Raw genomic sequence first — 12133 nt, 5'->3', positions numbered from 1 at the left:
AGATTCTATGAAATATCTATCTTTGCAGACTAATTCAAACTATTAGGTTAATTCATGGCACTGAAAGAAGAAATAGAGAAGCGAAGAACGTTTGGTATTATTAGTCACCCTGATGCGGGAAAGACCACGCTTACGGAAAAACTACTTTTGTTTGGTGGAGCTATTCAAACAGCAGGGGCCGTAAAATCCAACAAAATAAAGATGCATGCCCGCTCTGACTGGATGGAGATTGAAAAGCAGAGGGGTATTTCGGTGGCTACTTCTGTTATGGGCTTTAACTATAATGGCAAGAAAATTAACCTTTTGGATACTCCTGGTCACCAGGATTTTGCCGAGGACACCTATCGTACACTAACAGCTGTAGATAGTGTAATCATGGTGATAGACTGTGTGAAAGGTGTGGAGATACAGACCGAAAAGCTCATGGAGGTATGTAGAATGCGGAAAACACCTGTTATCTGTTTTATAAATAAGCTGGATAGGGAAGGACGGGATCCCTATGATCTTTTGGATGAGATAGAGGAGAAGTTAAATATAAAAGTAAGGCCTTTGAGTTGGCCCATAAGCATGGGAAAAACTTTCAAAGGAGTTTATAGTCTATTTAATAAAAGCCTGCATTTGTTTAAGCCTAGTAAATCCAAGTTGGAGGATGATGGAATACAGATAGCAGATATAAATGATCCTCAAATTGATAGAGAGGTAGGGGAAAATGATGCCGCACAGCTACGTGAAGATGTGGAGTTAATTGAAGGGGTATATCCTGAATTTGATGTGAACGAGTATTTGGCAGGTAATGTAGCCCCTGTGTTTTTTGGCAGTGCTGTTAATAATTTTGGAGTAAAGGAGTTGCTGGACTGCTTTATAGAACTTGCTCCAGCGCCTAAGTCAAGAGAGACGGAAGAAAGATTGGTAGCTCCTGATGAGAATAAGTTTTCTGGGTTTGTTTTTAAAATTCATGCTAATATGGATCCTAATCACAGAAATAGGATCGCTTTTATCAGGGTGTGTGCCGGTAAATTTGCCAGAGGAAATAACTATTACCATGTACGTGCAGATAAGAAAATAAGATTTTCCAATGTAACTGCCTTTATGGCGCAGGAGAAGGAACTGGTGGAGGAGGCTTGGCCCGGTGATATTGTAGGTCTTTATGATACTGGTAATCTTAAGATTGGTGATACCATTTCAGAAGGAGAGAAAGGCATGTACAAAGGAATACCTAGCTTCTCCCCAGAAATATTTAAGGAGGTAATTAATAAAGATGCCATGAAAACCAAGCAGTTGGATAAAGGTTTGAACCAACTCATGGAAGAAGGGGTAGCTCAGCTTTTTACTTATGAGATGGGGGCTCGAAAAGTTGTGGGTACGGTAGGAGCATTACAGTTTGAAGTAATACAACATCGATTAAAGCATGAGTACGGAGCTTCTTGTGATTTCATGTCAATGAATCTTTATAAAGCCTGCTGGATAACTAGTAAGGATAAGAAAAAACTCAATGAGTTTATAGATTCTAAGTATAGACACATTGCGAAAGATAAGGATGGTAAGTGGGTTTTCATGGCAGAATCCAGAGCGTGGCTCACTATGGTGCAAGATAACTTCCCAGATATAGAGTTTCATTTTACTTCTGAATTTTAAAATTGAGTTTGATGATTGACGAAAACAATGTTCTGTTTGAAGATAATCACTTATTGATTGTAAATAAGCCAGGAGGAGTGCTTGTGCAGGCAGATAAAACAGGCGATGTAACTTTAGCGGAGCATGCGAAGGATTATATTAAAGAAAAATATAATAAACCTGGAGATGTTTTTTTAGGGGTGATACATAGACTTGATAGGCCTGTAAGTGGGGCTGTAACTTTAGCTCGTACATCTAAGGCATTGGAGAGAATGAATAAGATGTTTAAGGAGAGAGAGGTAGAGAAGACTTACTGGGCTATCACTACTCATAGACCGCCTCAAACTCAGGATAAACTGGTACATTGGTTAAAGAAAAACCAAAAAATAAATAAGACCACAGCTTTCAATAAGCAGGTGAAAGAGTCTAAGAAGGCTGTTCTTTCTTACAAGCTCATAGGAAGAATCGCTGATTATTATTTATTGGAGATTACCCTGGAAACAGGAAGGCCTCACCAAATTCGAGTGCAGCTGGCAAAAATTGGCTGTGCTATTTATGGAGATGTCAAGTATGGCGAAGAAAAAGCAGCTAAAGATGGTAATATTTATTTGCATTCAAGAAGCATTAGTTTTAACCACCCGGTAAGAAAGGAGCCTGTTAATGTGATTGCGCCAGTGCCTGCTAAGGATCAAATCTGGAATTTGTTTGTACAAGGATGAGAAAACCGAAATGGCTGGATAGGTTAGAGAAGAGATGGCACGTCAATACCATCAGAGCTGTTTTAATTCTGGTTGTATTTGCTTGTACTGGTTTTACAGTTTTCTTTTTAAAAGAACCCATTCTAAATAACATAGCTCCTGGAGATGAAAGAACCTGGGTATTTTCAGTAGTTTATTATATCCTCATTTTTCCTGTTTATAATATTATTCTACTTTTTTACGGCTTCATCTTTGGACAGTTTAGCTTCTTTTGGGCCTTTGAGAAAAAGATGTTTCGAAGGATGACAGGAAAAAAAGACAAATAAAAAAGCCCTTAACTCTTAAGGGCTTTTTTAATATTTCTAGTATTATGGATTCTGTTATATGTTTTCTTCTAACAGACCATCAGCAAGTACTACGATCTTATTATTAAGCACTTCAGCTACACCTCCTGTTATTACAAAAGTGTCGGTTTCTCCGCTAGAAGTCTTATATGTTAATTGTCCTTCTTCTAAGGTGCTTACAAGTGGAGCATGGTCATTTAAAACCTGAAATGATCCTTCTGCCCCAGGAAGTGTAACTACACTTACCTTACCTTCAAATACCTTTTTAGATGGAGTAACTATTTCTAATAACATTTTACAGTTATAATTATAGAGTAAAGGCGCTCAACAAAAGCGCCTGTTATGATTTATTTTTTAGCTTCAGAGATCATTTTCTCACCTTTTTCTATTGCTTGCTCAATAGAACCTACAAGGTTAAATGCCATTTCAGGAAGGTGATCTAATTCACCGCTCATGATCATGTTAAAACCTTTAATAGTATCTTTAATGTCTACAAGAACTCCAGGGATACCTGTAAACTGCTCAGCCACATGGAAAGGTTGAGATAAGAATCTCTGTATTCTTCTTGCTCTATGTACTACTTGCTTATCTTCGTCAGATAGCTCGTCCATACCAAGGATAGCGATGATATCTTGCAACTCCTTGTATTTTTGGAGAATTTGCTTCACATTCTGAGCGCACTCATAATGATCTTTATCCAAAATCTGAGGAGACATAATTCTTGATGTAGAATCTAAAGGATCTACCGCAGGGTAAATACCTAGCTCTGCAATTTTACGTGACAATGATGTGGTAGCATCAAGGTGAGCAAAAGTAGTAGCAGGAGCAGGGTCAGTTAAGTCATCCGCAGGTACATAAACAGCCTGTACAGAAGTAATTGAACCTCTCTTTGTAGAGGTAATTCTTTCTTGCATAGCTCCCATCTCAGTGGCCAAAGTAGGCTGGTAACCTACTGCAGAAGGCATACGTCCAAGAAGTGCAGATACCTCAGATCCGGCCTGAGTGAATCGGAAGATGTTATCAACGAAGAAAAGAATGTCTTTTCCTTGTCCTTCACCGTCACCATCACGGAAGTACTCAGCAATGGTAAGACCTGAAAGCGCCACTCTGGCACGAGCACCAGGAGGTTCGTTCATCTGTCCGAATACGAAGGTGGCTTTAGATTCCTTAAGTTTTTCGCTATCTACGGTAGACAGATCCCATCCGCCTTCTTCCATAGATTTCATAAAATCATCACCGTAAGAAACAATGCCTGCTTCGATCATTTCACGAAGAAGGTCATTTCCTTCACGTGTTCTTTCTCCTACACCGGCAAATACAGAAAGACCTGAATAAGCTTTCGCAATGTTGTTAATCAACTCTTGAATAAGTACGGTTTTTCCTACACCCGCACCACCAAACAAACCGATCTTACCACCTTTTGCATAAGGTTCTATAAGGTCGATAACTTTAATACCTGTGAATAGAACTTCTGTAGAAGTTGATAGGTCTTCAAATTTAGGCGCAGGCCTGTGTATTGGAAGGCTAGTCTTTCCTGAAGGTTGTGCTATACCGTCAATTGCTTCACCTACTACATTAAAAAGACGACCTTTAATATCATCACCCGTAGGCATGTTAATAGGTGATCCGGTATCAGTAACTTCCATGCCTCTCACTAAGCCTTCAGTACTTTCCATAGATATCGTACGAACGCGGTCTTCTCCTAAATGCTGCTGACACTCAAGTACGACTTTCTGACCGTTTGCCTTAGTTACTTCTAATGAGTCAAGGATATTAGGTAACTTAGCTCCTTCTGTATCAAAGCTAACGTCTACTACAGGGCCTATTACCTGGGTAATTTTACCAATATTTGCCATTTTTTGTTATTTGATAGAAATGATTTAGTGCCTCGATAATTTTAGCCGCAAAACTAACGCTTAATCATACATAAAGCAAACTTATTTTACTACATAAAAAGCTTCAATGAATATAATTACGACTCGGTGCGAAGAATTATCCTGAAAGTGGTGCCTTTATTTTCTTCAGAGCTTTTTACGAAAATCTTACCATCATGATATACTTCTATTATTCTTTTAGCTAGTGTAAGGCCTAATCCCCAACCTCTTTTTTTGGTAGTAAAGCCTGGTGTAAAGATCTGTTTGATCTTAGATTTAGGTATTCCTTTACCAGTGTCAGATATGTCTACCAATACTCTATAATCACTACCTCTAAGTATGCTGATGTTTAACTCTCCTACACCACCCATGGCGTCTACCGCATTTTTACAAAGGTTTTCTATTACCCATTCAAATAGGGGTGGATTTACTATTGCATCTATATTCGGGGAGATGGCCTCAACATGCATGTTTACTTTTCTGGAAATTCTAGGCTTTAGATATTCTATGGTGTTTCTTATAATGATCTCTATATTTTCTTCTGAGAGTACGGGTACTGAGCCAATATTAGAAAATCGTTCTGTGATTATCTGTAGCTTATGAATGTCTTTGTCTAGCTCGCTAATCAGTTCTTTTTCTTCCATAGTAGCCTTGTCTTTGAAGTATTCAACCCATGCCATTAAGGAAGAGATTGGCGTGCCTAGCTGATGGGCAGTTTCTTTGGCCAGCCCTACCCAGACACGGTTTTGCTCTGCTGCCTTAGAATAATTAAAGGTCATAAATGCTATAAAGCCGAATATGGCAATTACAGAAAGCTGAATGTAAGGGTAGTACATCAGCTGGGTGAGTAAAAAGCTATTTTTATAGTAAACGTATTGAATGCCGTATATTTCGTCATTCTTGTCATCTCTAAGCTGTATTTCAATTGGCTCATAGGTAGCTCGCATTTCTTCGAGCTCATTATAAAGCTGTTTATTAATAGATACTTGGCTTTGGCTTGAATCTATATCGATGTTTTTAACACCATTGATCTTGCCATTTTCTGTGATCAGTAGGGTAGGAATGGAGTTATTTTGGAATAATATCTGATCAGTTACAAAGAAATAGGTTTCACTTTCCAGGGGCTGATTAGCCGTATATTCTAACGCCTTGGCGAAAAGTTCTATTTGTTGGCGCTCACGATCTTTTAGTTGATCTATAAGAATATCAGTATAATAAATAGAGGCTATACTTATGATTAGCGATACGGTAAGTACAATCCATTTAAGGTTAGACTTATCATAGTAGAATTCGGCGCTGGGTGTGATGCTGCTTTTTGCCATATAGACCCGGAAAATTAAATTAAAAAAACCGGATAGAAAACACTATCCGGTTCTAGTAACGCCTTATGTTAAAGTTAGTTTTTGAGCATAAACCATTTAGCCAGAGTTTTATAGTTCACTTTTACTCCATGCATGAGTATGCCTACTCGGTAGATCCTGCCGGAAAGCCATACTGTGCCAATAAAACCTGCAATGAGAAGGCTCATTGATAAGGCCAGCTCCCACCAGGGCACGCCAAAGCCTATGCGGCCCATCATTATTATAGGGGACGTGAAAGGTATAATGGAGAGCCAGAAGCTTACGGCTCCGTCAGGATTATTCACTACACTGCTCATGCCTATGATGCCAACAATTAAAGGCATCATAATAGGCATCATAAATTGCTGAGCCTCTGCAGGGGTGTCTACCGCTGATCCTATGGCAGCAAACAGAGATCCGTATAATAAGTACCCTCCTAAGAAATAGAATATAAAAGTGAGAATTATTTTAGTAAAAGGGATTGATGATATTAATCTCATAAATTTCTCCGTTTCCGCTGAGTTGCTGGCTTGCTGTGCGGCATCTGCCATCTGTGATGTTTGTGAAATGTCTACTCCGAAAATAGCACTGACTATTAAAGAAAATGTACTTACTATTACTATCCAAATGATTACCTGAAATAGTCCAACAGCAGCTACACCTAGTATCTTGCCCATCATGAGTTGAAATGGTTTTACAGTAGAAACTATTACTTCCACTATTTTACTGCTCTTTTCTTCAATTACTCCTTGCATAACCTGTCCGCCATAGGCAAACATGAAGATATAGATAAGAAAGCCGGTAGCGTAGCCGATTATGAATGAGATGCCTGCATCATTTTCCTTTTCTCCACCTTCACTTACGTTCAATGATTTAAGATCTATAGAGGTCTTTAGTTTTTCTAAAATCTCAGTATCTACCTTGTAGGCTTGTAGCTTTCTTTCTTTTACTGATTCTCTAATTTTTCCCTCAAGTTCATTTATTGTGCTAAAATGAGTATTGCTTTTAGCATATAGCCTAAAACCTTCGGGTTTTTCTATATCGTAGTCTGGTATATAAAGTAATGCAAAATCATCACTTTCCTTAAAGGCTTCTTTGGCATGATCTAAATTACCGCTTACTGACACAAATTTAAACTTAGCCAGGCTTTCCATACTTAGGCTATGGCTTTCATCAAGCACTTGTACCGTTTTTTGCTTGGCTGTATCATCTTCTTTTTTAATAAAATAAAATACTACCCCAATTATAGTAGGGAAAAGAAGGGGAACGAGAATGGTAGTAAGTAAAAATGATTTCTTTTTCACTCTACTTAGAAATTCTCTCTGTAAAATCAGAAACATCTTATTCATGACTTCCTCCTTCCACTAATGAGATGAAAATTTCGCTAACACTCGGTACTTTTTCCGTAAAGGAATGTACCTCTGTATTACTAATAAGAGAGGAAAGTAATTGGTTGGGGCTATATTCTGAAGGCATTTGAATAGTGCTTTTTTGGAGATTGTATTCTGTAGTAACCTGCTCTTTTATGGAGTATTCGGCTGATAAATCTTTTATAGGACCTTTGTGCTCTACGATGTAAGTATTAGATCTATAAGAATTTTTGATATCTACCTTGGTGCCAGATAGAATTAGTTTTGATTTATTGATCAATGCTATGTCATCGCACAGCTCTTCTACAGATTCCATTCTATGGGTGGAGAAAATGATGGTACTGCCTTTTTCTCTGAGCTCAAGAATTTCATCTTTAATAAGGTTGGCGTTTACAGGATCAAATCCTGAGAAGGGCTCATCAAGAATAATTAGTTTGGGCTCATGCAGCACGGTAGAAATAAATTGAATTTTTTGTGCCATTCCTTTAGAAAGGTCTTCTATCTTTTTATTCCACCAATCAAAAATGCCAAGCTTTTTAGTCCAGGCTTTACTTTTTTGTATAGCTTCTTTTCTGGGTAGGTCACGCAATTGGCCAAGGTACACGAGCTGCTCACCAACTTTCATTTTTTTGTAAAGGCCTCTTTCTTCTGGCAAATAGCCTATAGAAGCAATGTGTTTTTGAGATAACTTTTCTCCATTAATAAGTATTTCTCCCTCATCGGCTGCTATTATCTGATTGATAATACGTATAAGAGTAGTCTTCCCTGCGCCGTTAGGCCCTAGTAGACCATATATGCGCTGGGGGGAGATGCTTATGCTTACATTGTCAAGAGCAGTGTGTTCAGCATACCTCTTACTAATGTTAGATACAATAAGTGTTTCCAATATATACTTAGTTTTATGTAAATCTGTAGTCTTAAAAGTAGGGTGTTTATTACAGTACTTTTAATAAAATAAGATTGTAGTTTAAGCTTTCTATTGGAAAGAAAGAAGCTGGATGGTTTAAGCGGTTTGAAATATCAATGAATGAAAGAAACGATTGATAATCTGGGGCTTACTTTTCCTGGAATGTGATGCTGCCCATGCTTACATCTAAGTTAAAGCTGAGTAGATTTTTAGCATTTTCAGAATAAGCGGCATTAACAAAGGTATGTTCGTTAAGCTTTTTAAAAGACTTGGTCAGTTTTACTCTACAAAGCCATGAGTCATTTACTGTAACTATTACAGGAATTTTATTTTCTTCAGGCAGAACTATGAGGAGGTTTCCAGCACCTACACTACCTTTAATCGTACTGGCTACTTGGGGTTTGTCGCTAAAGTCTAAAAGAAGATTTCCAAAACCAATATCTGCTACTACATGTTTGGATTTGGAAAGGTTGAGCTGTTTTACATTTACCGAGCCCAGGTCTACCTTTACATAGAACGTATCCATTACTACGCCATTATCATTTCCTGAGAGGTAGCCAATATTTACATCTGCACTGCCGGTATATACCTTTAACTTACCCACAGAGAGACCAGAGAGATCAATATCAGCTTCTCCAATACCATATTTAAATTGGAGATCGTAGTTTTTATTTTCTTTGAGATATAATTTCCAAAGCTTTTGTTCAGAATCATTAGCTCCTCCAAACATACGGTAAGATATAGATTGGCTAAGACCTTCAGATTGATTGTCTTCAACGTGTAGGGCTACGTTGCAGGTTTTATTCGTTATATCTTTATCATAGGTATGAGAGTATCCGTTCTCATCTTGATTACTATAAACTGTTAAAACCTGACTGTTTAAACTAGGTTTTATAATGCAACTACCATTATTCACACTGAAATTGATATCAACTTTATCTATAGAAGAATCATCCTCTACAGAAAACTGTTTTTTAATTTGTGAGAATGTAGTAGTTACGCAAAATACGCTAACACCTAAGAAAAAAAGTTTTCTCCGCATGGAAGATTAATACGATATTCTAAAATATGTGTTGCGTGAAGAATAAAATTTTTCTACAAAAAAAGAGACAATTCAATCAATTGTCTCTTTTTTATGTAAAATATTATACTATTCGAAGAATTCTCTCATCTTCCCAAATATACTCTTATCATTTTTTCCAGGATTTGGCTTAAAGTTTTCGGAATCTCTCAGGCTTTCCAGCTTTGTTTTTTCATCAGAAGATAAATGTTTTGGAGTCCAAACATTAACATGAATGAGTTGATCACCTTTGCCGTATCCATTAAGGTCAGAAATACCTTTGCCTCTGAGTCTTAATATTTTTCCACTTTGAGTTCCTGCATCTATTTTTATTCGAGCTTTACCTCCTATGGTTGGCACCTCTACTGAAGTACCTAATGCGGCGTCTACAAAACTTACGTATAAGTCGTAAACTATATTATTTCCCTCTCTTACCAGTTCGTCATCTTCTTTCTCCTCTATCACAATCAGCAAGTCTCCTGGTATGCCTCCACCAGGTGCTTCATTCCCTTTGCCAGACATAGAAAGCTGTATGCCGTCACTCACACCACCAGGTATTTTGATGGATATCACCTCTTCTTTAGACTGTAGTCCTGAGCTGTCTACTCCTGGAGGTCTTTGATCTACTAATTGGCCAGAGCCGCCACAGGTAGGACAAGTACTGGTAGAAACCATTTGACCTAGCATGGTATTAACGGCTTTGCGAACCTGACCTGTACCTTGGCAGGTAGTACAGGTTTTGAAAGTAACGCCGTCAGCCTTAACCAGTCTGTTTACCTTTATTTTTTTCTCTACACCTTCAGCAATTTCCTGAAGAGTAAGTTTAAGCTTAATTCTTAAGTTAGATCCTTTTCGCTGACGTCGGCCACGGCCACCGCCACCACCAAAGAAACTGTCAAACGGGCTTCCGCCTCCTCCAAAAATATCCCCAAACTGAGAGAAAATGTCTTCCATGTTCATGCCTCCGGCACCGCCACCACCGAAGCCACCACCATTCATTCCGGCATGTCCGAATCTGTCGTAGCGCTGTCTTTTTTCTGCATTACCTAAAACCTCGTAAGCCTCGGCTGCTTCTTTAAATTTCTCTTCAGCTTCAGCGTTATCAGGGTTTTTGTCTGGGTGAAATTTTATAGCCACTTTACGATAAGCTTTTTTAATCTCATCCTGAGAAGCAGATTTGTCTACACCTAGTATTTCGTAAAAATCTCTCTTAGCCATATTGTTTAGTTTCTTTTATTAAAAAGGTTTAGTTGCCTATCACCACTCTAGCGTGTCTAATAACCTTTTCTTTTAATAAATATCCTTTTTCAATTACATCTACTACCTTTCCCTTGAGCTCTTCAGAAGGTGCAGGTATTTGAGTAATTGCCTCGTGAAGTTCTGTGTCGAAGTCCATTCCCTGTTTGTCTTCCATTGGCTTTAGGCCTTTTTGTTCCAGGGTTTTTTTAAATTTGTTTGAGATGAGAGATACACCTTCTTTTACTGCAGAAAGGTCTGTTTTTTCATCATCAAATGATTTTTCAGCTCTTTCAAAGTCGTCAACAACGGGTAAAAGTGCCGTCATTAGGTCTTCGTTAGCTGTTTGTACCAGATCCAATTTCTCTTTAGCTGTACGTCTTCTGAAATTTTCAAATTCAGAATAGAGTCTTAAATACTTGTCTTTACTTTCTGCTAACTCTTTTTTTAGTTTATCCACTTCACTCTCTGCCTTATTGTCTGTCACTTCTTCATTCTCTTCTGCCACCTCTTCCTGCTTTGTTTCAGATTCCTGCTTTGTTTCAGGCTCTTGGTTCTCTGTTTCAACGTTTTCTGGTGTCTCGTTTTGATCTATATTATCCTTCTTCATGGTTAAAGTAGTTCTAATCTGATTGAATATTACACTTTGGGACAATTATGCTGCCAACTATAATTTTATGTCAAATTGACATTTTTTACTTATTAAGAGACTTCCAGAGCATGTCTTTTAGCTCTAAAAGACCCTTTTGGGCAATGGATGATATGAAAATATGAGGGATGCTTTCTGGAAGTTCTTGCTTCATTTCTTCGATGAGTTCATCATCTAGCATATCTGATTTTGAAATGGCTAAAATGCGTTCCTTGTCCAGTAATTCAGGGTTATAGGTTCTAAGCTCATTTAGTAATATTTCATACTCCTGTTGAATACCCTCAGCATCTGCCGGGATCAAAAATAGAAGGATAGAGTTTCTTTCTATATGTCTTAGAAATCTAATTCCTAGTCCTTTTCCTTCCGAAGCCCCTTCGATAATTCCTGGTATGTCTGCCATTACAAAAGATTTATAATCTCTATAGGCAATAACTCCAAGGTTAGGCGTGAGGGTAGTAAAAGGATAATCTGCAATTTCGGGCTTGGCTGCCGAAAGTGCCGATAGAAGCGTGGATTTGCCTGCATTAGGAAATCCAACTAGACCTACATCTGCAAGTAGTTTCAGCTCAAGGATGATCCACTCTTCTATGCCCTCTTCACCTGGCTGTGCATATCGCGGCGCCTGATTAGTGGCAGTTTTGAAGTTTTCATTGCCTAGGCCGCCTCTACCTCCTTCGGTAAGTATTTTTTCTTCTCCATCTTCGGTTACTTCAAAGCGTATTTCACCTGTTTCCGCATCTTTGGCTACTGTGCCCAATGGCACTTCTAAAATAATATCTTCCCCTTGGGCGCCAGATCTACGACCTCCCTCACCGGGCTTACCGAGCCCCGCAATAACATGTTTTTTATATTTGAGATGCAACAGTGTCCATAGTTGAGAGTTACCCCTCAGGATGATATGGCCTCCTCGCCCGCCATTTCCACCGTCAGGTCCTCCTTTAGGAACGTGCTTTTCTCTTCGGAAATGGGCTGACCCAGCACCGCCTGCTCCTGACCTGGAGCAGAATTTTACGTAGTCAATAAAGTTAGATGATGACACGC

General features: G+C 38.5%; 12 protein-coding genes. 3 read left to right on the top strand and 9 right to left on the bottom strand.

Annotated elements, in window-relative coordinates; genetic code table 11:
- The first annotated feature begins 54 nt into the window (after window positions 1-54).
- From JL102_RS12710 to JL102_RS12700, 3 genes are read left to right on the top strand one after another with little or no spacing between them, the layout of a single operon-like run.
- A complete protein-coding gene (locus JL102_RS12710; RefSeq protein WP_202244795.1) occupies window positions 55-1635 on the top strand; it encodes a peptide chain release factor 3 in 1581 nt (526 codons plus the stop codon).
- A gap of 11 nt (window positions 1636-1646) precedes the next feature.
- Complete coding sequence (locus JL102_RS12705; RefSeq protein ID WP_202244794.1) at window positions 1647-2333, top strand: RluA family pseudouridine synthase; 687 nt, start codon at window positions 1647-1649, stop codon at window positions 2331-2333.
- A complete protein-coding gene (locus JL102_RS12700; protein WP_202244793.1) occupies window positions 2330-2638 on the top strand; it encodes a DUF6787 family protein in 309 nt (102 codons plus the stop codon). The genes JL102_RS12705 and JL102_RS12700 overlap by 4 nt, the downstream gene beginning before the upstream one ends.
- A 54-nt stretch (window positions 2639-2692) precedes the next feature.
- Here the strand turns inward: JL102_RS12700 and atpC are convergent, their stop codons facing one another.
- The 9 genes from atpC to obgE all read right to left on the bottom strand — a co-directional run bounded on the left by atpC (window position 2693) and on the right by obgE (window position 12131).
- A complete protein-coding gene (atpC, locus tag JL102_RS12695) occupies window positions 2693-2950 on the bottom strand; it encodes an ATP synthase F1 subunit epsilon (protein ID WP_202244792.1) in 258 nt (85 codons plus the stop codon).
- A 53-nt stretch (window positions 2951-3003) separates the two neighbouring features.
- Entirely contained in the window at window positions 3004-4512 is a 1509-nt protein-coding gene (gene atpD / locus JL102_RS12690; RefSeq protein ID WP_202244791.1) for a F0F1 ATP synthase subunit beta, read from the bottom strand.
- A 116-nt stretch (window positions 4513-4628) separates the two neighbouring features.
- Entirely contained in the window at window positions 4629-5852 is a 1224-nt protein-coding gene (locus tag JL102_RS12685) for a sensor histidine kinase (RefSeq protein ID WP_202244790.1), read from the bottom strand.
- 74 nt (window positions 5853-5926) lie between these two features.
- Window positions 5927-7219, bottom strand: a complete 1293-nt coding sequence (locus JL102_RS12680) for an ABC transporter permease (protein WP_202244789.1) — start codon at window positions 7217-7219, stop codon at window positions 5927-5929.
- Complete coding sequence (locus tag JL102_RS12675; protein WP_202244788.1) at window positions 7212-8126, bottom strand: ABC transporter ATP-binding protein; 915 nt, start codon at window positions 8124-8126, stop codon at window positions 7212-7214. The genes JL102_RS12680 and JL102_RS12675 overlap by 8 nt, the downstream gene beginning before the upstream one ends.
- A gap of 169 nt (window positions 8127-8295) precedes the next feature.
- On the bottom strand, window positions 8296-9189 hold the full coding sequence (locus JL102_RS12670; RefSeq protein ID WP_202244787.1) for a hypothetical protein: 894 nt from the start codon (window positions 9187-9189) through the stop codon (window positions 8296-8298).
- Window positions 9190-9297: 108 nt separating this feature from the next.
- Window positions 9298-10425 carry a molecular chaperone DnaJ gene (gene dnaJ, locus JL102_RS12665; protein ID WP_202244786.1) on the bottom strand — a complete coding sequence of 376 codons (1128 nt, stop codon included), beginning with the start codon at window positions 10423-10425 and terminating at the stop codon, window positions 9298-9300.
- A gap of 28 nt (window positions 10426-10453) precedes the next feature.
- A complete protein-coding gene (locus JL102_RS12660) occupies window positions 10454-11053 on the bottom strand; it encodes a nucleotide exchange factor GrpE (protein WP_202244785.1) in 600 nt (199 codons plus the stop codon).
- Between the two features lie 85 nt (window positions 11054-11138).
- Window positions 11139-12131 carry a GTPase ObgE gene (gene obgE, locus JL102_RS12655; protein ID WP_202244784.1) on the bottom strand — a complete coding sequence of 331 codons (993 nt, stop codon included), beginning with the start codon at window positions 12129-12131 and terminating at the stop codon, window positions 11139-11141.
- Between the last annotated feature and the right edge of the window lie 2 nt (window positions 12132-12133).

The organism is Fulvivirga sediminis (genome assembly GCF_016757215.1).
GTDB classification, from domain to species: domain Bacteria; phylum Bacteroidota; class Bacteroidia; order Cytophagales; family Cyclobacteriaceae; genus Fulvivirga; species Fulvivirga sediminis.
This window is presented reverse-complemented; position numbering and strand designations above follow the sequence as displayed.